16 protein-coding genes and 1 pseudogene are annotated in these 22,254 nt (G+C 75.3%); 8 read left to right on the top strand and 9 right to left on the bottom strand.

The window, feature by feature from the left end; translation table 11 throughout:
- Positions 1–107: 107 nt before the first annotated feature.
- The 4 genes from E9565_RS03875 (at position 108) to E9565_RS03890 (ending at position 6,378) form a co-directional block, all read left to right on the top strand.
- The gene (locus E9565_RS03875; protein ID WP_236834110.1) at positions 108–1,598 is read left to right on the top strand and encodes an exopolysaccharide biosynthesis polyprenyl glycosylphosphotransferase; all 1,491 of its coding nucleotides are present in this window, start codon (positions 108–110) and stop codon (positions 1,596–1,598) included.
- 53 nt (positions 1,599–1,651) lie between these two features.
- Positions 1,652–3,253: a glycoside hydrolase family 55 protein gene (locus tag E9565_RS03880; RefSeq protein ID WP_236834111.1), complete on the top strand. Its 1,602-nt coding sequence runs from the start codon at positions 1,652–1,654 to the stop codon at positions 3,251–3,253.
- Between the two features lie 462 nt (positions 3,254–3,715).
- A complete protein-coding gene (locus E9565_RS03885) occupies positions 3,716–5,719 on the top strand; it encodes a multicopper oxidase family protein (protein ID WP_236834112.1) in 2,004 nt (667 codons plus the stop codon).
- Positions 5,716–6,378 (top strand): hypothetical protein, encoded by a 663-nt coding sequence (locus E9565_RS03890; protein ID WP_236827233.1) that lies wholly within the window; start codon positions 5,716–5,718, stop codon positions 6,376–6,378. The genes E9565_RS03885 and E9565_RS03890 overlap by 4 nt, the downstream gene beginning before the upstream one ends.
- 71 nt (positions 6,379–6,449) lie before the next feature.
- Here E9565_RS03890 and E9565_RS03895 read toward each other — a convergent pair whose 3' ends face one another.
- From E9565_RS03895 to E9565_RS03920, 8 genes and pseudogenes are all read right to left on the bottom strand, one after another.
- Positions 6,450–6,935 (bottom strand): cupin domain-containing protein, encoded by a 486-nt coding sequence (locus tag E9565_RS03895; protein WP_236834113.1) that lies wholly within the window; start codon positions 6,933–6,935, stop codon positions 6,450–6,452.
- Between the two features lie 73 nt (positions 6,936–7,008).
- Positions 7,009–8,568: a phospholipase D-like domain-containing protein gene (locus E9565_RS03900; RefSeq protein WP_236834114.1), complete on the bottom strand. Its 1,560-nt coding sequence runs from the start codon at positions 8,566–8,568 to the stop codon at positions 7,009–7,011.
- Positions 8,510–9,160: a sulfotransferase gene (locus tag E9565_RS23490; protein WP_374201717.1), complete on the bottom strand. Its 651-nt coding sequence runs from the start codon at positions 9,158–9,160 to the stop codon at positions 8,510–8,512. Before E9565_RS23490 ends, E9565_RS03900 begins: the two co-directional genes overlap by 59 nt.
- Positions 9,161–9,272: 112 nt before the next feature.
- Positions 9,273–9,425: pseudogene (locus tag E9565_RS23495) on the bottom strand (sulfotransferase); the annotation flags it as partial.
- 113 nt (positions 9,426–9,538) lie between these two features.
- Positions 9,539–10,507: an MsnO8 family LLM class oxidoreductase gene (locus E9565_RS03905; RefSeq protein ID WP_236834115.1), complete on the bottom strand. Its 969-nt coding sequence runs from the start codon at positions 10,505–10,507 to the stop codon at positions 9,539–9,541.
- Positions 10,508–10,544: 37 nt separating this feature from the next.
- Entirely contained in the window at positions 10,545–11,588 is a 1,044-nt protein-coding gene (locus tag E9565_RS03910) for a 1-acyl-sn-glycerol-3-phosphate acyltransferase (protein WP_236827238.1), read from the bottom strand.
- Position 11,589: 1 nt separating this feature from the next.
- Positions 11,590–12,435, bottom strand: a complete 846-nt coding sequence (locus E9565_RS03915) for a patatin-like phospholipase family protein (RefSeq protein WP_308196083.1) — start codon at positions 12,433–12,435, stop codon at positions 11,590–11,592.
- 26 nt (positions 12,436–12,461) lie between these two features.
- On the bottom strand, positions 12,462–12,800 hold the full coding sequence (locus E9565_RS03920; RefSeq protein WP_236834117.1) for a hypothetical protein: 339 nt from the start codon (positions 12,798–12,800) through the stop codon (positions 12,462–12,464).
- Between the two features lie 248 nt (positions 12,801–13,048).
- Between E9565_RS03920 and E9565_RS03925 the strand changes: the two genes are divergently transcribed.
- Together E9565_RS03925 and E9565_RS03930 are read left to right on the top strand one after the other, a co-directional pair.
- Positions 13,049–14,572 carry a long-chain fatty acid--CoA ligase gene (locus E9565_RS03925; protein ID WP_236827241.1) on the top strand — a complete coding sequence of 508 codons (1,524 nt, stop codon included), beginning with the start codon at positions 13,049–13,051 and terminating at the stop codon, positions 14,570–14,572.
- Entirely contained in the window at positions 14,569–15,990 is a 1,422-nt protein-coding gene (locus E9565_RS03930; RefSeq protein WP_236827242.1) for a wax ester/triacylglycerol synthase family O-acyltransferase, read from the top strand. Before E9565_RS03925 ends, E9565_RS03930 begins: the two co-directional genes overlap by 4 nt.
- An 809-nt stretch (positions 15,991–16,799) precedes the next feature.
- Here the strand turns inward: E9565_RS03930 and E9565_RS03935 are convergent.
- Positions 16,800–19,274, bottom strand: coding sequence for an HAD-IC family P-type ATPase (locus E9565_RS03935; protein WP_236834118.1), 2,475 nt, complete (start codon positions 19,272–19,274; stop codon positions 16,800–16,802).
- A gap of 180 nt (positions 19,275–19,454) precedes the next feature.
- Between E9565_RS03935 and E9565_RS03940 the strand changes: the two genes are divergently transcribed.
- On the top strand, positions 19,455–19,793 hold the full coding sequence (locus E9565_RS03940; protein WP_236834119.1) for a hypothetical protein: 339 nt from the start codon (positions 19,455–19,457) through the stop codon (positions 19,791–19,793).
- Complete coding sequence (locus E9565_RS03945; protein ID WP_236834120.1) at positions 19,786–22,251, top strand: glycoside hydrolase family 65 protein; 2,466 nt, start codon at positions 19,786–19,788, stop codon at positions 22,249–22,251. The genes E9565_RS03940 and E9565_RS03945 overlap by 8 nt, the downstream gene beginning before the upstream one ends.
- The last annotated feature ends 3 nt before the right edge of the window (positions 22,252–22,254 follow it).

The following is a 22,254-nucleotide window of genomic DNA, read 5'->3' on the forward strand; positions in this document are numbered from 1 at the left end:
GTTGCGCCACCCCACGATTTGGGGGGTGGGCGCCCCCCACGCGTGGACCTGTCCCCGGCACCACCACCCACCGAGTCTGTGCGCACGACGACGGAGACGGGGGCGCGATGACCGAGGTCTCGTACCAGGAGGGGCGGGCCGGGCTGCCCGGTGTCCCGCGGCCGCGGTGGCACGTCGACGCCCGCACCGCGCCCTCGCGGCGGGACGCAGCGGGGGACCTGCACCTGCCCGAGCGGGAGGTCCGCGACCGGACGGCGCCCGTCCGCGCCGGCCTGCTCGCCGTGGACGCCGCCGCGCTGGCCCTGCCGATGGCGTGGCTGGGCGGCGCCGGCGCCGTCTTCGCCGTCGTCGCGCTGCTGGTGCTGGCCGCCACCGGCGCCCACCACCCGCGGATCACCCTCTCCGTCCTCGACGAGGCCCCCCGCCTCCTCCCCCGGCTGGGCGTGGCGCTGCTGCTCGTCGCGCCCGTCGCCTCCTCCGCCGTGGCGGGCGTGGCCGTCCACGCGGCGTGGGCGGTGCCGTGCCTGGTGGTGGGCCGCGGCCTGGGCTACGCGGTCGTGCGCGGCGCGCGCCGCCGCCGGGCCGTGGAGGACCCGACCCTCGTCGTGGGCGGAGGCCGGCTGGGCATGGAGCTGCTGGCGACGATGCGGGAGCACCCGGAGCTCGGCCTCCGCGGCATCGGCTACCTCAGCGACGGCAGCCCCCTCGACGAGCGGGAGCCGCTCGGGCGCCTGGACGACCTGGACCTGGTCCTGGACGCCTACGGGGTGCGCAAGGTCGTCGTCGCCTACGGCCCCACCCGCGAGGCCGGACTGGTCGACCTGGTCCGCAGCGCCGCGCTGCGCGACATCGAGGTCTACGTCGTGCCGCGCTTCTTCGACGTCGGCATGGCGCCCAGCGGCCCCGACGTCGAGGACCTGTGGGGCATCCCCCTGCACCGGGTCCGCCGGGCCGCGCTGCGCCGCGGCGCCCGGCGGGTGAAGCGGCTCATCGACGTCGCCGTCTCGGGTGCCGCGCTGGCCCTGCTCGCGCCGGTGCTGGGCCTGCTCGCCCTCGCGGTGCGCGTCAGCAGCCCCGGCCCGGTGCTGTTCCGGCAGCCGCGCACCGGGCAGGACGGCGCCCGGATCGAGATGCTCAAGTTCCGCACCCTGCGGGTCGCCGCGGAGGAGACGCCGGTGGCGGCCGGCTCGACGCGGAGCACCATGCACGCCCGGCAGGTCGACGTCGAGCAGCGGCAGACCCGCATCGGGACCGTGCTGCGCCGCACGAGCCTGGACGAGCTGCCCCAGCTGTGGAACATCCTGCGCGGCGACATGTCCCTGGTGGGCCCGCGGCCCGAGGAGTGCGCGTACGCCGCCCGCTTCGCCGACTCGGTGCACGGCTACCGCGACCGCCACCGGCTGACCGTCGGCCTCACCGGCTGGGCGCAGGTCCACGGCCTGCGCGGGGACACCTCCATCGAGGAGCGCGCCCGGTTCGACAACGCCTACATCGAGCAGTGGTCGCTCTGGCGCGACGTCGTCATCCTGATCCGCACCGTGGCCGCCGTGCAGAGGCAGGCCTTCCGCACGGCGGTCCGCACGGTCGCCAACTGCTAGCCGCATCCGCGCGCGCCGGCGGCGGCCGGCGCACCGTCCGAGACGAGAGACCCATGCGCCACCACCACCCCGACGCCGGGGCCCCCGGCACCACGGACACCCCCGCCCGGCCGGCCGGTCCCTCCCTGAGCCGGCGAGGGCTCCTGCTGCTGGGCGGCGCCGGCCTGGCCTCCCCGCTGCTGGCCGGCCTCACCTCCTCCGGGTCGGCGCCGGCCGGCGCACCGGCGCTGGTCCCGCGCGGGCACGACGACGACGTCCTGGACGCGCGGGACTACGGCGCCGAGGGCGACGGCCGGGAGGACGACACGCGCGCCCTGCAGCGCCTGCTCGACGCCTCGGCGCGGCGCGGGCGCGTGGCCTACGTCCCCGCCGGCACCTACCGGTGCTCGGCCGGGCTGCTGCTGCGCTCCGGCGTCGACCTGCACCTGGCCCGGCGTGCCCGGCTGGTGAAGGACTGGGCCGCGCCCCCCGGGATGACCGACGCCTTCCTGCGGAACGCCGACTTCGCGGTGAAGTCGAACGAGGTGCGGATCACCGGGCCGGGCACGATCGGCGCGCGGGACCACGGCATGACCGGCGTGGTGCTCGCCCTCTACGGCGACGACGTGACGATCGCCGACATCACCATCGACACCTACGCCGGCGGGCAGGCGGTCATGTTCGCCGGCGACCGCGGCCGCATCGACGGGATCACCGTCCGCGGCAGCGCCCCGGAGTTCGGGACCGGCGGCATCCGGGTCATCGGCGGCGCCGACTTCCTCGGCACCGGCTGCCACGTCGAGTCCGGCGACGACTGCCTCCAGTTCGTGCCGATCGGCAACCCGGAGGCCGAGCCGACGCTCTACAACCAGAGCATCACCGGCGGCCGCTTCGTCGAGTGCACCGGCGCGAGCTCGGCCAGCCGCTTCATGGTCGCGCTGCTCGAGTTCACCGGCGGTGAGCCCGGCACGACCGACATGGACGCCTCGGTGGTGGACTGCTCGTTCCAGGACTGCCACGGCTCGGCCGTCAACCGGGGCATCGTCGTCAAGAACACCCACAGCCGGGGGGCGATCGAGCGGCTCGCCTTCACCGACTGCACGATCGACATGTCCCGCGCCGCGGACGCCTCCACCCAGGAGATCCGGGTGCAGACCGACCCGGCGTCGCGGGGCGCGATCCGCGACGTGACCTTCACGCGCACCGACGTCATCGACGCCGTGAACAGCCCGGTGCGGGTGGGTGGCCCGAACATCAGCCGGCTGACCTTCGACGGCTGCACCTTCACCGCCCCGTCGGGGGCCGCACCGACGAGCGTCGTGGTCGACGGCACGGACCAGCCGCGCTTCCACGACTGCACCTTCGTCGGCGCCCCCGGCAAGCGCCTGCTGGTGGTCGGACCGGCGAACCCGGTGACCGCGCTGTCCGTGGAGGACTGCCGGTTCACCGACCTCGAGAGCCTCTGGGCCCTCGACCTGCTCGGCGTCGCCGGGGCCCGGGTGACCGGCTCGGTCTTCGAGGACACCGGCGCCGCCTCGACCGCGCGGGCGATCCGGGTGTCGCCCACCGCGACCGACGTCGTCATCGAGGGCAACGACTTCACCGGGATCAGCCACCCGGAGCCGGTGACCGACCGCGCGTCCGGCGCCGCTCTCGAGGGCAACACCGGCGCCTGACCGCCGCACCGGGAGCCGGCCCCGACCGGCGGCACGGTGCAGGCCGTCCCGGCCGGTGCGCGCGGGCTGCCCGCGGACCCCTCGGCCGGGCGCCGGCCCCTGCCGGCACCATCCCGGACAATTCCGGAACAATTCCGAGCCACTCGTTCACACCGGTCGATCACTTCTCGTCCATCAATGGCGACGATCCGTCACGCCATATTTCCCCGACGAACCCATTCGTCCGGAAGGGCGCCCGGGCCCGCTCTGCAGCGGTCGTCACCGCTGGTCAGGACGTCGGGCGTCGCGCACCACCCCACGCAGGGGCAGGTGACGACTGCAGTCGGTAAAAGGTCCCGGGCGTTTCCGCAATGGACCCCCCAAATGGTGGGATGCTCCTCCCCCTCGCTTCGGCTGTGGCGGGTGTGGCCGCGCGAGAAGCATTTCCGCCGAACACAGCGGATCTGCCGAGGAGCGGTACCGATGGAAACGCCCAGCCTGAACCGACGCGACGTCCTGAAGCTGTCCGCGGCCGGCGCCGCCGCGATGGCCCTCCCCCTGCAGGGGGTCGTGTCGGGCGCCTCCGCGTCCGAGCTCGACGAGAGCAAGATGCCCACGCCGTACACCCGGGCGTTCAAGGCCCCGCCCGTGCTGGAGCCGGTCGTCCGGGACGACGTGCGGAGCAACGTCTTCGGCCACGTGCCCGACGACTACGTGCAGGTGCCGGGCAACAGCCACTACCCGGGCGAGCCGATCCTCGGGACGGAGTACCTGGGCACCGACTACTACCGCATCACCCAGACCAACGTGCAGGTCCAGCTGATCCCCGGCATGTGGACCAAGATGTGGGGCTACAACCGCTCGGTCCCCGGCCCGACGATCCGGACCTACCTGCAGCCCGACCCCGACAACCCGGGCCGCAAGATCCCCCGGCGCACGGTCATGCAGGTGCTCAACGAGCTGCCCCGGCGCCACCCCACCCTGAACTACGTCCCGTGGACCTCGACGCACCTGCACGGCTCCCCCTCCAAGCCGCAGTACGACGGCTACGCCGGCGACCTGACCAACCCGGGCGAGTGGAAGAACTACCAGTACCCGAACAGCTGCACGCCGCGGACGCTCTGGTACCACGACCACGGGGTGCACCACACCGCGCAGAACGTGTACATGGGTCTCGCCGCGCAGTACCACGTCGTCGACGAGGAGCTGGAGAAGAGCCTCGGCATCCCGCGCTGGGACCGGCAGAAGGCCGCGGAGGGCAAGCCGCAGTACGAGTTCCCGCTGATCCTCAGCGACGTCATGTTCACCGAGGACGGCCAGCTGCTGTTCGACGACGACAGCGAGTCCGGGGTCTACGGCGACGTGATCCTGGTCAACGGGGTGCCGTGGCCGAACATGAAGGTCGAGCCGCGCAAGTACCGGTTCCGGATGCTGAACGGCTCACTGGCACGGGGCTACCGGCTCCGGATGAGCAACGGCATGCCGTTCAAGATCATCGCGACCGACGGCGGCTTCATGCAGTTCGCCCAGACCGTCACCGAGTTCACCATCGGCATGGCGGAGCGCCTGGAGTTCATCCTGGACTTCAAGGACCTCAAGGGCGCCAAGGTCCAGCTGCTCAACGACGGCGTCGAGAACGCCCGCGACTTCGACCACACCGGCAAGATCATGCAGTTCGAGGTGGGCCGCGGCGTGACGAGCTTCGACGGCAACCTCTCCCCCAACGTCCTCGGGGCGCCGCACCCCGTGATGACCCTGAAGGCCGCCGACCGGTCAGCGGTCCGGAAGATGGAGCTGGACCGGGGCAACGGCCTGTGGCAGATCAACGAGAAGACGTGGGACGACGTCGTGCGGTCCAACTACGAGCTGCTCTTCGCCTCGGTGGAACGGGACGCCATCGAGATCTGGGACGTGGAGAACGACTCCGGCGGCTGGTTCCACCCGCTGCACATCCACCTGATCGACTTCAAGGTGCTCAGCCGCACGAACACCGAGACCGGCGTCACGGCGCCCCCGCGGCCCGAGGAGCGCGGACCCAAGGACGTCGTCTACGTGGGCGAGAACGAGATCGTCCGCCTGCTCATGCGCTTCGAGCACGAGGACGGCCGGTACATGATCCACTGCCACAACCTCTCGCACGAGGACCACGACATGATGGTCCAGTACCAGGTGGGTCACCACGACATCGACTGCGACCCCATCCGGAGCGATCCTCCCCAGCCGCTGCCCGCGCCGCCGCTGGTGCCGCAGGAGGCGCCGGCGGAGGAGCCCGTCGCGCCCGAGACCACGGAGACCGTCGAGACCACCGACACGGTCGAGACGACGACCGAGCCGGCGGCCACGACCGAGCCGACGGCCACGACCGAGCCGACGGCCACGGCGACCGCGGAGCCGACGGCGACGGCGACGACGGAACCGACCGCCACCGGGTCGGTCACCACCACCACCGAGCCGGCCCCCACGGGCACGACGGACGGCACGCCGTGAGCACGGCGGCGGTGACCGCGGCGCGGCCCGCGGTGGTCTCGCCCCCGGGGCGCGGGCACGGCCGGCGGGTCGCGCGGTGGCTGCGGGCCGGCGCGCTCGGGGCCGCGGTGGCCGGCGGCCTGCACCTCGTCGCCGCGGTGGACCACCTGGAGGCCGGCGAGCTGGCGGTCGGCTTCTTCCTGCTCACCGGGCTGGCCCAGCTCGGGCTGGCCGCGTGGTTGCTGCTGAGCAGCTGGACGGACATCCGGCCCGGCCCGCGCCTGGTCACGCTGGCCCTGGCCGGCACCGTGGGGCTGATCGGGCTCTACCTCGTCGCCCACACGACCAGCCTGCTCGACGCCTTCGCGGTCCACGATCCCGCGGCGCACGGCGGGCACGGCGATGCGGCGCACCTTCCCGGGTTCGACCCGGTGACCGGGGTCGACCTCTCCGAGGGCGTGGCGATCAGCACGCCCGGTCCGGTCGCCATGGACGGTGAGGTCGGCGGGGCCCGGCACGCTCCGGGGTTCGTCGGCCAGGCCGCCGTCGCCGCAGAGCTCCTCCTGGTCGCCGCGCTCGCCGCCCTCCAGCCGGCCGCCTGGCGGAGGCGCACCGTCGACGCGGTGCTCGTCCTGGGCTGCCTCGCCTGGGTGCTCTGGTTCACCGGCGTCCTCGCCTGATCCCCGTCGACGCCCACCGCCGGCAGGGGGCCCGTTCCCGAGCGGGGACGGGCCCGCTCGGTGCCGGCGGATCAGACCCGGTAGGTGTCGTGGCGGAGCATGAACTCCGCGCGCTCCTCCGGGGCCATCCGCTCACCCCGCGCCAGGGTCTCGAAGTACTCCTCGCGCGGCCCGCCCGGCGCGAACATGAGCAGCATCGTGGCGTGCGCACCGCCGCGGAACCCGTGGATGCCCCCCTCGGGCACGTAGAGGAAGTCCCCGGCCTCGGCGTCTCTCCAGGACCGCCCGTCGTAGAGGCTCACCCGCCCGGAGAGCACGTGGAACTGCTCGGAGACGGCACGGTGGACGTGGGCGGCCGGGCCCGACTCCTCCTGCCCGAAGGTCCACCGGTACAGGCCGAACCGCCCACCCGTCTCCGCCCCGGTGGCGAGGAACTCGCACGTCACCCCGTTCGCCGAGGTGGTGTCGGGCTCACCGCCCGCGGGGCGCAGCCAGGCGCTCACCTCGCCCGTGGTGCCGCGGTCGAGGTCCGGTGGGTAGTGCCGGTGCAGCGACACGGTGGCTCCTGTCTCCCGGTGCGGGGCCGGCCGCCGCCGGTCACGACGATGCGGTGCCTCAGGCGCGTGTGCCTCAGGCGCGGGTGCGGCCGCGCGGGCGCCGGCGGCGGGCGAAGAACCGCTCGACCCGGCGCCAGCGGTTCGGCGTCTTCTCCGGGTCCATCACCTCCGACTCCCCGAGCGCCCGGTCGGCGGGGCCGAGCTCGGGCGGCTCGAAGGGCACCAGCGACCGCCCGCTCGGCCGGCGCAGCTGCTCGATGCCCCGCACCAGCGAGCCGGTGCCCTGGATCGCGGCGGCGACCTGCTCGGCCGTGCAGCCAAGGTGCTCGGCGAGCAGCCGGTCCCGGAAGCCGCTGATGGTGGCCGCGACCCCCTCGGCGCCCGGCTCCCCCTCCACCGCCTCGATCGCCAGGTCGCACTCGGTGTCCAGCCCCATGGAGCGGTTGTTGACGTTGCTCGACCCGATGCGCAGCAGGCGGTCGTCGACCACGGTCACCTTCGCGTGCACGTAGATGTGCGCGCGCTGCTCGGTCACCGGGGTGTACAGCCGGAACCGGTCGTGCACGTCGGCCTCGCGCAGGATCTCCAGGGCAGCGGCGCGTGCGGTGCCCATCGCCTTCTCCGAGAGCCACCCGTCGGCGGTCCACGGGTTGACGACGACCACGTCCGGGCCGTCGGGCTCGCGGAGCCGCTCGGCGACGGCCTCGGCGATCCGCCGGCTGGCGAAGTACTGGCTCTCCACGTAGAGCGACCGCCGGGCGGCGGCGATGACGGCCAGCCACAGCAGCTCGACCTCGTGCACCAGGGGCGTGCCACCGTGCTCCGGCCGGGTGCGCGAGATGGCCACGTCGACGTCGGTGAGCAGCGGCTCGACCCCCTCGGGCCAGCAGTCCGGCACCTCCTCGAGCTCCTCGAGCCGCTCCCCCGTCCCGCTCTCCCACCGCTCGCGGGCCAGCTCGGCGACGGCCCGGGCGGCGGGGCCGGTCATGATGCTGGTTGCGTCGTGCCACGGCCCGGTGGGCCTGCCGGTGCCGCGACCGTTGACGGGGCGGCACCGGTCGGGGTTGTCGTCGGTGTGGTCGGAGGTGTCCCAGCGGTCGGCGGTCACGTCGATGCCGCCGGCGAACGCGAGCGAGTCGTCGATCACCACGATCTTCTGGTGGTGGGCCCCGCCCACGGGGTGGTGGGTGTCGACGGCGAAGGTCAGGCGATCGGGGGCGCGCCGGTCCAGCAGCACGATCGGCGCCAGCCCCCGGCCGAGGGCGCGCAGCATGCCGAGGTCCCACTGCAGCACCCCGATCTCCAGGGCGGGGTTGCGCTCCACCGCCCGCTCGAGCACGGCACCCAGGCGGTCCTCCTCGGGCCGCCCGCCGCCGAGCGGGTCGAGCCGGATGCGCGGGTCGAAGTCCCAGCCGATGAAGAGCACCCGGCGCTCGGCGCACAGCACCGCCCGCTTGAGGGTCGCGAAGTACCCGGCCGCGTCCACGAAGATGGCGAACCGGGTGGCGCGCTCGATGCGCCAGCAGGTCTCGCCGGGGATCAGCAGCGGCGCCCCCGGTGCCGTGCCCCCGCCGTCACCGTCCGGCTCCGGGAGTGCGATGCCGGGATCCGTGCTCGCCTCGCCGCCTCTCACACGGGCAGTGTGCCCGTCGTGCCCCGCGGGGACCAGCGCCCCACCTCCTCCCGGGTGGCGTGTCCGGCCGTCGGGCAGCGGTCAGCGGCGGGCAGGGACGGCCGTCGCGGCCGCCGAACCCCACCCGGTCACGACGACCGGCGTCCCGAGTCGGTCGGGACGGCGCACCCGCAGCCGGACGGCCCGCGGCCGCCGGTGAGCTCCTCGACCGGCACGGCGGCGACCCGTGACCGGACGTGCCGGGGCGTCGGGCCGTCGACGACCTCGCGGGCGCGCCGCCCCGCCCCGTCGCGCAGCGGCCCGGTGTTGTCCGCTTCCAGTGCTCGACGTCCTTGACCAGCCCGCCGGCCGCGGCGGCCCGCCCGGTGACCATCTCGTCGGTGCACGGGAGGCCGAGGTCCGCGCAGAGCGCGGCCGGCGCCGCCTCCGCGACGGCGCACAGGCTCGCCACCACGTCGACGCCGTCGCGCACGACGTGCACCACCTGCGCGCCCGGCACCAGCTGCTCGACCAGGTCCAGGGCGTAGAGGGTGGCCGGGGTCTTCTCCACCCACGTGTCCGCGCCCCGCTCGCGCGCGGCGGCGTCGGCCATCGCGACGAAGGCGGCGCCGTCGCCGCGCACCGTCGGGAGCACGGGACGGCGCCGGCGGGTGCCCAGCCAGCCGGCGACGTCGTCGAGCCGCCGGCTCGTCCCGGCCGCGGCGAGCCCCACCGCCCGCCGGACCCCCGCCCGGTGCGCGGAGCTCGTGGAAGACGTGCGTCTCGGGGAAGGAGTGGACCTGCGGGTGCGCCGCCAGGAACGACTGCAGCAGCGTGGTGCCCGACCGCGGGCAGCCCACCACGAAGACCCGCCGCACCGCGCACCCTCCCGGTTCCCGTGCCGTGCCCGTCGCGGGCGGTCGGTGGGGACGCTCGAGGCCACGACCTGGCCAGGCGGCCGGGCTCCGGCCGACCGGGACGACGTCGCGGGTCAGCGCAGCAGGGCAGCCAGCGCGGCGTCCGAGGCGGCCAGCGCCGCCCGGTCGTAGGTCGCGCCGCTGGCGAGCAGCTCGTCGGCGCCCGTGCGCTCGGCGAGCTGCTCGAGGCGACGCCGCACCGACGCCGGCCGGCCGGCGGTCGCGGCCGCGAGGCCCTGCTCCACCCGGCGCGCGTCCAGGTCGTCCCAGCGCCGCCCCCGGATCTCCCCGACCGGCTCCAGGACGTCGAACACGCCGGTGCGCCGCGAGCGCACCATCGCCCACACCTCGGGCAGCGCCAGCTCGCGGGCCTCCCGGTCGGTGTCGGCGACCAGGACGTCGAGCGAGACCGTGACGTGGGGGCGGCTGTCACCGTGCGGGCGGAAGTCGCGCCGGTAGCCCGCGAGCACGTCCGCGAGCTCGGGCCGGTCGAGCACGGGACCGCCCAGCACCAGCGGGAGCCCGAGCGCGGCGGCGACGCCGACGCCCCGGCCGGTCGCCAGCACCGAGAGCGGGACCGGCTCTCCCGTGACCGGCCGGGCGGTGACCTGCCCGGTCCGCTCCAGGTACCCCCGCAGCTCGGCGACGTCCTCGGCGAAGGTGTCGGGCTCCTCACCGGTGCGGCGCAGCGCCCGGCGCACCGGCGCGGTGAACCCGAGCGAGCGGCCCACCCCGAGGTCGACCCGGCCGGGGTGCAGGGCGGCCAGCACGAGAAACTGCTCGGCCACCACGAGCGGCTGGTGGTTGGGCAGCATCACCCCGCCCGACCCGAGCCGGATACCCGACGTGGCCGCGCCGACGGCCGCGAGCAGCACCGCCGGAGCGCCCGAGGCGATGCCCGGCACGCCGTGGTGCTCGGCCACCCAGAAGCGGTGGTAGCCCAGCCGTTCCGCCCCGACCGCCCGCTCCACCGTGTGCCGCAGCGCCGCCGCCTCGGGGTGGCCGGCACGCGTCCGGGAGCGGTCGAGCAGCGAGAGCCTCACGCCGGGGTGCAACCGGCGACCACCCGCCCGGCTTCCGCTACGCCCCGGCCGCGCCCTGCTCCGCTGCCGACGTGGTGGCGACCCATGCGTCGATGGTCTCCCACCACCGGTAGAGCCAGTCGACCTGCTCGGCGGCGTCGCGGGGGATCTCCGCGGCCGGGACGAACCACCAGCGCAGGTGCAGGGTCTTGTCGAGAGGGAGGCCGCGCCAGACGTCGCGCGGGGTGTTCAGGTGCTCCAGCCCGGTGTGCGCCACGAAGACGACGTCGGCGTGCGGCGCGGCGCCGAGGGCCGCGGCCACCCCGGCGGGCCGGGGCGGCAGCACGTGCCGCATCTCCTCGGCCCGCCGCACCGCCGCCAGCAGCCCGCGCTCGCGCAGCCGGTGGATGGCGCGGCTGCGGCGGCGGGTCGTGAAGTTCGCGCCCTCCGGGAAGATCAGCAGCGCGTCCTCCTCTCCCAGGTCACGGGCCAGGTCGCCGATCGCCTGCTCCGAGCTGTAGCCACCCGCCTGGTCGGCCGGCACGAAGTGGTTGGGCAGCCGGTTGAGGTAGACGTCGATCACCGGGTCCAGCTGCAGCACGTCCTTGAGCACGATCCGCGGCCGGCGCAGGTGGTCGCGGTCCATCAGCGTGTGCACGAGCAGGAACGAGTCGCCGGGGCCGGCGTGCCGGGACAGCACCACCATGGCGTTGGTCGAACCGGGGAGCCCGTCGTCCAGCGGTGACCACGACTCGCCGTCGGTGACCAGCCGGAGCGCGAGGAGCCGCCGCGCGATCCGCATGAACCCGTCGAGCAGCAGCCGCAGCACCGTGTAGTGGGCCGCGCGGGACCACGGGCCGCCCAGCCGGCGACCGAACCCGCTGAGCACCCAGAGCGCGCCGGCGGCCACGAGGCCGGCGACCTGCAGCGCGAGGTAGGCCAGCGCCAGGCAGAGCAGCCGCAGGCCGCGCCAGTGCCCCGGTAGCCACAGCGAGGCGACGGCCGCCACCGGCACGAGCACGGGCAGCAGCAGGACGGCGGCCACGAGCGCGACGACCAGCAGCGGACCGGTGAACCGGCGCACCCGGCGCGGGGGCAGCACCTCAGACCGTCCCGGCGCCGGCGCGCCCCAGGTACTCCCGCGCCGCCGTGTAGGCCCGCTCGATCCGCGAGGGGACGGCGGAGAAGTCGCGGTAGCGCAGGTCGGCGGTGCCGAACGGTGCGGCTCCGCCCGAGGGCAGCACGTGCGCCGTCACCCCCGGGGGCAGCGCGGCCAGGTCGGCGGCGAACCGGTGCCGGCGGGCGATCTCGAAGGCCACCAGCCCCACGTCCCACGGGCGGGCCGGGGGCCGCAGCGGCCGGTCGATCCGGCCGACGTGCAGCACGTAGATCGTCCCGGCCCCGAGAGCGACCGCCCGGCCGACCGGGATGCTGTGCACCAGCCCGCCGTCCAGGTAGTGCTCCCCGTCGATCTCGACCGCCGGCAACAGCCCGGGGACGGCGCAGGAGGCGAGCACCGCATCCACCAGCGGGCCCTCGGTGAACCAGTGCTCGGCGGCCCGCTCGATGCTCGAGGCGACGCACTGGAACGGGATGGTGAGCTCGCCGAAGCTCCGCACGGGCAGGTGCTCCTCCAGCAGATCGCGCAGCGGTTCGCGCGGGTGCAGGTGGGTGCGGGTGCGCACCAGGGTGCCCAGGCGGGCCAGCACCGACCCTGCGAAGACACCGCGCTCGGCGACGTCCTCCCACACCGCGCGCAGCCGGCCCACCGCCCCCGGCGTCGGGTCGGCGGCGAGGAGCGCCCCGTTGATCGCGCCAACCGACGTCCCCACCACCAGGTCGGGCCGGATCCCGGCCTCCACGAGCGCCTGCAGCATGCCGACCTCGGCCGCACCCAGCACCCCGCCCGTGGCATGCCGGCGCCGGGCCCTCCGCCGTGCACGGCCCACCGGCCCCGCAGGCGGGCGCGCTCCGCTCAGCCGCTGCGGCTGAACAGGCGCCGCCACCACCCGCGGGTTCCCGTCCGCGGCGCCGGCCGGGGCCCTTCGCCGTGCCCGTCGGTCCCGGCGGGGCGCTGCGACCGCTCGGACGGCGCGGACCGCTCGCGGTGCCCGGGCCGCTCGGCGCGGGTGAGCCGCTCGCGGGCCAGGTAGTGCTGCAGGACGTCTGGTGCGGCCCGGTGGCCGCGGGCCGCGACGTCGTGCCGGGCCTCCCACTCGGCCACGCGCTTCTCGTGCTCGGTCATCTGCAGCGGATCGGTGTCCCGCCGCCGACGGGGTCCCGACGCCTGCGGCGACCCGCTCCCGGTGCTCATCACGCCTCCCCGAGGCTGTAGGTGCGCTCCACGGTCGGCCGCAGCGGCGGCCTGCGGGAGGGCGCAAGGTCCCCCCGCCCGGGGCCACCGGTCCCACCCGGCCGCGGGCCGGCCCCCTCCGGCACGACGAGCGCGTGCGGTACCGGGCCCGAGGGCCGGAAGACCCACCCCTCCACCGCCTTCCGGCCGATGCCCGCCTGCCTCCGCTCCCCGGACAGTCGGACCCAGGCCCCGGCGAGGAGGAACCCATGACCCTGAACCTGGCACTCGTGCTCCGGGAGGCGGCCCGCAGCTTCCCCGGCAAACCCGCCCTGCTCCTGGACTCGGGCCGGGTGACCTACGCCCAGCTCGACGCCGCGTCCGACCGCCTGGCCGCCGGCCTGCGGGCCCGGGGGCTGGCTCCCGGGGACCGGGTGGCCCTGCAGCTGCCCAACGTGCCGCAGTTCGTGATCGCCTACTTCGGCATCCTCAAGGCCGGCGGTGTCGTCGTCCCGGTGAACGTGCTGTTCAAGGCCGGCGAGGTCGGCTTCGTCCTCGGCGACTCCGGCGCCCGGACGCTGATCACCTGGGCCGGCTCCGCGGAGGAGGCGGCCAAGGGAGCGGCGGACGCCGGGGTCCACGAGCTGTTCGTCCTCGACCTGCCGGGATTCCCGCCGGCCACCGCGGGCCGGCCCTTCGACCAGCTGCTCGCGACGCCGGTCGAGGGGCGGCCACCGATGCACCAGGGCGATCCGGGTGACACCGCCGTGATCGTCTACACGGCGGGCACGACCGGCCGGCCCAAGGGCGCGGAGCTCACCCACTTCCAGCTGTTCATGAACGCCGACACGCCGGGCCGGTTGTTCGGCATCCGCGACGACGACGTGGTGCTGGTCGTGCTCCCGCTGTTCCACGTCTTCGGCCTCTCCAGCATCCTCGACGTCTGCGTGCGGTTCGGGGCGACCATGTCGCTGGTGACGCGGTTCGAGCCCGCGAAGGCGCTCGAGGTGATGCAGCGCGACCGGGTGACGATCTTCGAGGGTGTGCCGACGATGTACGTGGCGCTCCTGCAGCACCCCGGGCGCGAGGCCTACGACCTCTCCGCCCTCCGCGTGGGCGTCTCCGGCGGCGCGCCGCTGCCGGCGGAGGTGATCGACGAGTTCGAGCGCGAGTTCGGCGTGGTGATACTGGAGGGCTACGGCCTGTCGGAGACGGCGTCCACGACGACGTTCAACGTCAGCGCCGAGGAGCGGCGGGTCTACAGCGTCGGCAAGCCGATCTACGGCGTCGAGGTCGAGGTCCGGGACGCCCAGGACCGGCCGCTGCCACCCGGGCGGGAGCACGTCGGCGAGATCGTCGTCCGCGGCGTGAACGTGATGAAGGGCTACCACGGCCACCCGGAGGCGACCGCGCAGGCGATGGCCGGCGGCTGGTTCCACACCGGCGACCTGGGTTACGTCGACGAGGACGGTTTCTTCTTCGTCGTCGACCGGAAGAAGGACCTGATCATCCGCGGGGGCTACAACGTCTACCCGCGCGAGGTGGAGGACGTGCTGTACGGCCACCCCGCCGTCGCGGCCGCGGCGGTGGTCGGCGTGCCCGACGAGCGGCTCGGGCAGGAGGTGAAGGCCTTCGTCGCCCTGCGTCCGGGCCGGCGGGCCACCGAGGAGGAGCTGGTCGGCTGGGCGAGGGAGCGGCTGGCCTCCTACAAGTACCCCCGGTCGGTCGAGTTCCGGGACCAGCTGCCGGTGAACGCCACGGGCAAGATCCTCAAGCGGGAGCTGACCCCGTGACCGACCGGATGAACCCCCTCGACGCGGCCTTCCTCGAGGCCGAGGACGAGGAGCCGGAGGCCTCGCTGGCCATCGCCTCGATCGCCGTGTTCGAGGGCCCGCCCCCGGGGGCGGGCGAGTTCGAGCGGATGATCGCCGGCCGGCTGCCCCTGGTCCCCCGGTACCGGCAGAAGGCGCGGGAGGTGCCGCTGGACCTCGGGCCACCCGTCTGGGTCGACGACCCCGGCTTCGACCTCGGATACCACCTGCGGCGCACCGCGCTGCCCTCCCCCGGCGGGGACGAGGAGCTGGCCGTCCTCATGGGCCGGGTCATGTCCGCGCGCCTGGACCGCGACCGGCCGCTCTGGGAGTACTGGCTCGTCGAGGGGCTCGCCGGGGACCGCTGGGCGCTGATCTCCAAGGTCCACCACTGCATGGTCGACGGCGTCTCGGGGACCGACCTGTACCGGGTCATCCTCGACCAGACCCCGGAGCCACGCGCACCGGTCCCCGACGACTGGCACCCCGCACCGGAGCCCACGGCGCTCGAGCTCACCGCCGCAGCTGCCCTCGACGCCGCGCAGCTCCCGCTGCGGCAGGCCCGTGCGCTCACCGCGGCGCTCCGCCACCCCACGGCCGTCCTGCACGCCGCCGGTGCGGCGGCCAGGGGGTTGACCGCGCTCGCCGGGGCGCTCCGGCCCGCTGCCGCGTCGTCGCTCTCCGGGCCGCCCTCCGCCCACCGGCGGTTCGCCTTCGGGCGGGCCAGCACCGAGCAGGTCGGCGCGGTGCGCGCGGCGCTCGGCGGCACGTTCAACGACGTCGTGCTCGCCGCCGTCACCGGCGGCTTCCGGCGGCTGCTGCTCTCCCGCGGGGAGCTGCCCACCGAGCACGCCGTCCGGACCCTGGTCCCCGTGTCGGTGCGGCGGCCCGGCACCGAGGACGTGCGGGACAACGAGGTGTCGCTGCTCCTGCCCGAGCTGCCGGTGCACCTCGCCGACCCGGTGGAACGGCTGGTCGCCGTCCGGCAGCACCTCGACCGGGCCAAGGCCGAGCACGAGGCCGAGGCCGGGGCCGCGGTGCTGCAGGTGGCGCAGCAGCAGCCGTTCCCGGCCGCCGCCCTCCCCGTGCGCTGGGCAGCCCACCTGCCGCAGCGCTCGGTGGTGACCGTGACGACCAACGTGCCGGGGCCTCGGACCCCGCTCTACGCCCTCGGGCGGAGACTGCTGGAGATCGTCCCGTACGTGCCGATCGCGTCGACGCTGCGGACCGGTGTGGCGATCTTCAGCTATTGCGGCCAGGTCACCTTCGGGGTCACGGGCGACCTGGCCGCCGGCGACGACGTGTGGACCCTCGCCCGCGGCATCGAGGAGGCCCTCGGTGAGCTGGTGACCGCCGCCGGGGCCCACCCCGCACGACGCACCACGACCGACGGCACCTGACCGCTGCGCCCTGTCCTCGATGCCGGCCGCACCACCGTAGGAGGAGCCGTGGACACGACCGCGGAGGGCTCCGTCGCCGCGCAGCAGCTCGATCCGTCCGCGCCGGTACCCCTGCCGGCTCTCGACGAGCGGATGCAGGCCTTGTCCGACGCAGCCACCGGCGCGACGCTGCTGTCGGCGTCCTGGGGCGTGCCGGACTGCGCGCTGGTGCTGCACCCGGACCGCGTGGAGCTGCGGCTGACCACCGACCACGCCGACTCGTGCCGGCGCAGACTCCAGGGCGTCGGGGCGGTGCTGCTCGCCGTCCGGGTGGCGCTGGCCGCGCGCGGGTGGGCCGTGCACGTCGAGCGCCTGCCGCACCCCGGCGACCCGGAACTGGTGGCGGTGGTGAGCCCCGTCGATGGAGCACCCGAACCCGGGCTGGCTCCGCTCTCGCCCCTCCCGACCGCCGCCCCGGTCCGGCGCCGCCCACCGGTGGCCGGTGGGCTCCCGGCGGCTCTCGTGGCGGGTCTCCGGGAGGCGGCGGCCGCCGAGGAGGCGGTGCTCCTGCCCGTCCCGGCGCACCGGCCGGTGACCGCGGGCGGAGCGGCGCCCGCAGGCCGGGCGGCAGCCGACGGCACTCCGCCCGGGGAGGCGTTCTTCCTCGTCGCGACGCGCACCGACGACGCGCTCGCCCGGATCAGGGCCGGGGAAGCGGTGGAGCGGGTGCTGCTCGAGCTCGCCCGCACCGGGTGGACCGGCGCGTTGCTCCCCGACGCGCCGCTGGTCCGCGCCCGCGCACGGGCGACCGTCTGCGCGGACGACCACCCTCAGGCGCTCGTCCGCGTCGCGCTGGACGCACCACCGCCCGGCTGGACGGCCGGCACGTCGCCGGCGCGGGCGACGAGCTCGACCAGCACCACGGCGGGGACGGCGACGGCGGCGGCAACCAGGACGACCTGCAGGGACGGGTCCAGCAGCACGATCCCCTCGCCGAGCGGCGGCACCAGCACCACCACGGCGGCGACGCCGGCCATCGCGGCGATCAGTGCGGTCTTCGCGACGGTGAACGGCCGGGCCAGGACGACGAGGGTCCACAGCGCCACGGTCACCACCACCAGCGTCGCCGTCGTCCGCGCCCCGGCGACGCCCGCCCCCGGCTCCAGCCAGCGGGTGGCCGCGTAGCCGCCGTACGCGGCGGCACCGGTGACCAGCCCGACGGGGACCGAGAAGCGGAGCACGCGGCGGAGGAAGCCCGGCACGTACCGCCGCCGGTTGGGCAGCAGGGCGAGGAAGAACCCGGGGATCCCGATGGTCACCGTCGAGATCAGCGTCAGCTGCACCGGCGCCAGCGGGTACGCGGTGAGCGTCGCGACCGTGATCAACGCCATGACCAGCGAGTAGACGTTCTTGACCAGGAAGAGGTTGGCCGCCCGCTCGATGTTCGCGATCACCCGACGTCCCTCGGCCACCGCGGCGGGCAGGTGCGCGAACCGCCCGTCGAGGAGGACCAGCTGGGCGACGGCGCGGGTGGCCGGTGAGCCGTTGCCCATGGCCACCCCGATGTCGGCGTCCTTCAGGGCCAGCGCGTCGTTCACCCCGTCACCCGTCATCGCCACCACATGCCCGCGCCGCTGCAGGGCCCGCACCATCGCCCGCTTCTGGTGCGGCGTCACCCGGCCGAAGGCGCTCGCGTCCTCCACCACCGCGCCCAGCTCGTCGACGTCCTCGGGCAGCGTCCGTGCGTCCACCGCGTCGGCGGCCCCCGCGACCCCCGGTACGCCGACGGCGGCCGCCACGGCGCCGACCGTGCGCGGGTTGTCCCCCGAGATCACCTTGAGCGCGACGCCCTGCGCGGTGAAGTACCCGAGCACCTCCGCTGCGTCCTCCCGGACGTGCTCCGCCATGACGACGAGGGCCACCGGTACGAGTTCCCCGGGCAGCGCGGCGTCCTCCCCGGAGACGACCGGCGCGGCGGGCGAGCAGGCGAGCAGGAGCACCCGCCGTCCCTGCGCGGCCAGCTCGTCGGCGCGCGCCCGCGCGGTCGCGGCCGCGCCGGGGCCCGCGGAGGGGAGCACCATCTCGGGCGCGCCCAGCACCCAGGTCGCCCCCGCCTCCGTGCGGGCGGCCGACCACTTGCGCGCGGACGAGAAGGGCACGACCTGCACCGCGGCCGGGCCGGGCGGGAACGCCTGGGCCAGGGCGACCGCCGTCGCGTTGGCGGCGTCCGCGGCCACCAGGGTGCCCAGCCCCGCCCGCACCGCGTCGTCCCCGGGTCCCGACCCCTCCCCCAGCCGCTCCAGCCGGTCGAACCGGACGTCGCCGTGGGTCAGCGTGCCGGTCTTGTCCAGGCACACGACGTCCACGCGGGCCAGGCCCTCCACCGCCGGGAGCTCCTGCACGAGGGTCTGCCGGCGGGCCAGCGTGAGCGTGGCGACCATGAACGCCAGGGTCGTCAGGAGCACCAGCCCTTCGGGGACCATCCCGACCAGGGCGGCGACGGTGCCGGTGACCGCCTCTCGCCACCCGACGTTCTCCGCGCTCCGGAACTGGCTCCACAGGACGGCCGGCGCCACCACGACCAGCACGACGGCGATCCAGCGCAGCAACCGGTTCGTGCCGGCGACGAGCTCGGAGAAGGTGGTGCTGAAACGCCGGGCCTCGGTGGCCAGGCGGGCCGCGTAGGCGTCGTCGCCCACCGCGGTGGCCTGCGCGCGCCCCCGCCCGGCGACCACGATCGCGCCCGACCAGAGGAGGTCGCCCGGCTCCTTGGCCACCGGCTCGGCCTCACCGGTGAGCAGCGACTCGTCGACCGCGAGCCCCGTGGCGGTGCGGACGACGGCATCGGCCGGGACCTGGTCCCCGGCCCGGATCTCCAGCAGGTCGTCGAGGACGACGCCCGCCACGGCCACCTCGGCGACCGTGCCGCCGCGCACCACCCGGGCGGTCGGCGCGTTGAGCACCGCGAGCCGGTCCAGCGTCCGCTTGGCCCGCAGCTCCTGGACGATCCCGATCCCCGCGTTGGCGACCACCACCATGCCGAAGAGCGCGTTCTGCCAGCGCCCGGTGAGGACCGCGACCACCCACAGCGCCGCGAGCAGCCCGTTGAAGAAGGTGAGGACGTTGGACCGGACGATCTCGCCCACCGTGCGGCTGGTGCGGACGGTGGAGGTGTTCGTCCGGCCGGCGGCCACCCGCTCGGCGACCTGCGCCGCGGAGAGCCCCGCCGGCGGCGTCACCGGGCGGTCCGGCACGGCCGCGCCGGCGGCAGGGGACCGCGGGGTCTCGACGACGTCGGCACCCATGTCGCTCCTCTGCCTGGTCGTGCGGGGCGGGTCCACCTGACCAGGCCCGGTGGGCACCCGGAGGTGCCCGAGTGCCCGTGCCCGCCGGGACGTTGGTCCCTCCACCGGCTCCCCGCCGCGGCGGCACGGTGGGTCCCACCGCACGGGGAGGACGGGCCGGTGACCCACGGAGGAGGAGCCATGCGCGTGGAGGAACTGCTGGGCCAGGCCCGGGACGCGGTCACGGTGCGCCGCGTCTTCGGCGAGCCGTACGAGAAGGACGGCGTCACCGTCATCCCGGCCGCGCGGATCGGGGGCGGCGGTGGCGGGGGCAGCGGCTTCGACGAGGCGGGCCAGGAGAACTCCGGCGGCGGCTTCGGCGTCGGCGGCCGCCCGGCGGGTGCGTTCGTCGTCCGGGACGGCCGGGTCTCCTGGCAGCCCGCCGTCGACCCGAACCGGGTGATCGCCGTCGCCGGCGCGCTGCTCGGGATCTGGCTGCTCACCCGGTCCCGTCCCGCCCGGGCCCACCGGGGTGGCTGATCCGGCGTCCCGGATCCCCGGGGACGGGGAACCGCACACCGGGGCGGAGGGCTGGCTGCTGACCTACGAGGGGTACGACCCGGCGCAGGAAGCCCTCCGGGAGGTGCTCTGCGCGCTGGGCAACGGCCGGTTCGCCACCCGGGCCGCGGCACCCGAGAGCCGCGCCGACGGCGTCCACTACCCCGGGACGTACGCCGCCGGCGTGTTCGACCGGCTGGTCGACGAGGTCGACGGGCGGCAGGTGCCCAACGAGAGCATCGTCAACCTGCCCGACTGGCAGTCGCTGGCCTTCCGGCTCGGCGACGGCGGGTGGGTCGACCTCGCCGGTGCGGCCGTCTCCGGCTACGTCCAGGAGCTGGACCTGCGCCGGGGCGTCCTCACCAGGCGGTTCGTCGTCCAGGACGCCGAGGGCCGCCGCACCCGTGTCGCCCAGCGGCGGGTCGTCTCCATGGCCGCGCCCTGCCTGGCCGCCCTGGAGACGACCTTCCGCGCCGAGAACTGGTCGGGCACCGTGACCGTCCGCTCCGGCCTGGACGGCCGGGTGCGCAACTGCGGGGTGGCCCGCTACCGGGGCCTCCGGGGGGACCACCTGCGGGTGGAGGAGACCTCCACCGAGGGCGGGCTGCTCGTGCTCGTCGCGGAGACCGTCCAGTCACGCGTGCGCGTCGCGCTCGCGGCGCGGCACCGGGTGCGCGTGGACGGCACCGAGCACCCGGTCACCACCCGGACCACCACCCACGACGGCTACGTCGGCTGGGAGGCGGAGCTCTCCCTGCCCGACGGCGTGCCGGTCACCGTCGAGAAGACCGCGGCGCTGTGCACCTCGCGGGACCGCGGCGCGGGTGAACCGGGTGAGGCGGCGCGTGCCGAGCTGGACCGGGCCCCCGGTCTCCCAGAGGTGCTCGACGCCCACGTGCTCGCCTGGGCGCACCTGTGGCGGCGCTGCGACGTCGCCGTCACTGGCTCCCCCCGGACCTCGCTGGTGATCCGGCTGCACGTCTTCCACCTGCTGCAGACGATCTCCCCGCACAGCATCGACCTGGACGTCGGCGTCCCGGCCCGGGGCCTGCACGGCGAGGCCTACCGGGGGCACGTCTTCTGGGACGAGATCCTGGTGCTGCCGTTCCTCAGCGTCCGGCTGCCCGAGGTCTCGCGCGCGATGCTGCTGTACCGCTGGCGCCGGCTCCCGCAGGCGCGGGCGGCCGCCCGCGCGATCGGCCGGCGGGGCGCGATGTTCCCCTGGCAGAGCGGCTCCTCCGGCGACGAGGAGACCCAGCGGGTGCACCTGAACCCGCTCTCCGGCCGGTGGCTGGCCGACCGGTCGCACCTCCAACGGCACGTGGGCCTGGCGGTCGCCTGCAACACCTGGCGCTACGTCGAGGCGACCGGCGACGAGGAGTTCCTGTCCTCCTACGGGGCCGAGCTGATCTGCGACGTCGCCGCGTTCTGGGCCGACCTGGCCACCTACGACCGCACCGACGACCGGTACGACATCTGCGGTGTCATGGGCCCGGACGAGTACCACGACGCGCTGCCCTGGCGGGACACGCCGGGGCTCGACGACAACGCCTACACCAACGTCCTCGCCTCGTGGACCCTCACCCGGGCGCTCGAGTGCCTCGAACGGCTACCGGTCTGGCGGCGGGACGAGCTGCTGGACCTCCTCGGGCTCAGCCGGACCGATCTGGAGCACTGGGCGCACGTCAGCCGCCGGCGGCGGCTGTGCTGGCACGACGACGGCGTGCTGAGCCAGTTCCGCGGCTACGAGGACCTCGCGGAGTTCGACTGGTCCGGCTACCGCCGCCGGTACGGGGACATCGGCCGGCTGGACCGCATCCTGGAGGCGGAGGGCGACACGACCAACCGCTACCGGGTGTCCAAGCAGGCCGACGTGCTCATGCTGTTCCAGCTCCTGCCGGCCGACGAGCTGTACGCCGTGCTGGACCGGCTGGGGTACCGCTGGGACCGGCGGACGATCCCACGCACCGTGGCCTACTACCTGGCGCGGACGAGCCACGGCTCGACGCTGTCGAAGACGGTGCACTCCTGGGTGCTGGCCCGCAGCGACCGCCGCCGGGCGTGGACCTACTTCCTCGAGGCGCTGGACAGCGACATCACCGACGCCCAGGGCGGCACCACCGCCGAGGGCATCCACCTGGGAGCGATGGCGGGCACGGTCGACCTCCTGGTGCGCGGCTTCACCGGGCTGGAGACGCGGGGCGAGGCCCTGGGCTTCGACCCCTACCTCCCCGATGCACTTCACGAGCTGCGGTTCCGGCTGCGCTACCGCGACCACCCCGAGCTGGAGGTCGTGGTGGGGCACGACGCGCTGGTCGTGGGTGGCAGCTCCGCCCGTGCGACGACGCTGCCGGTGCGGGTGCGGGGCGGGGAGCACCGGATCGACCCGCGCGCCACCCTGGAGGTCCCGCTGCCCCGCCGGCGGGCCGACCGGCCCTGAACG

Origin of the sequence: Blastococcus sp. KM273129, assembly GCF_021698995.1 — a bacterium.
Taxonomy (GTDB): domain Bacteria; phylum Actinomycetota; class Actinomycetes; order Mycobacteriales; family Geodermatophilaceae; genus Blastococcus.

Coding starts and splice junctions, on each gene's coding strand:
- E9565_RS03875 (WP_236834110.1), top strand. CDS start 108: ATGACCGAGGTCTCGTACCAGGAGGGGCGGGCCGGGCTGCCCGGTGTC.
- E9565_RS03880 (WP_236834111.1), top strand. CDS start 1,652: ATGCGCCACCACCACCCCGACGCCGGGGCCCCCGGCACCACGGACACC.
- E9565_RS03885 (WP_236834112.1), top strand. CDS start 3,716: ATGGAAACGCCCAGCCTGAACCGACGCGACGTCCTGAAGCTGTCCGCG.
- E9565_RS23490 (WP_374201717.1), bottom strand. CDS start 9,160: ATGGCCGACGCCGCCGCGCGCGAGCGGGGCGCGGACACGTGGGTGGAG.
- E9565_RS03920 (WP_236834117.1), bottom strand. CDS start 12,800: ATGAGCACCGGGAGCGGGTCGCCGCAGGCGTCGGGACCCCGTCGGCGG.
- E9565_RS03925 (WP_236827241.1), top strand. CDS start 13,049: ATGACCCTGAACCTGGCACTCGTGCTCCGGGAGGCGGCCCGCAGCTTC.
- E9565_RS03935 (WP_236834118.1), bottom strand. CDS start 19,274: ATGGGTGCCGACGTCGTCGAGACCCCGCGGTCCCCTGCCGCCGGCGCG.
- E9565_RS03940 (WP_236834119.1), top strand. CDS start 19,455: ATGCGCGTGGAGGAACTGCTGGGCCAGGCCCGGGACGCGGTCACGGTG.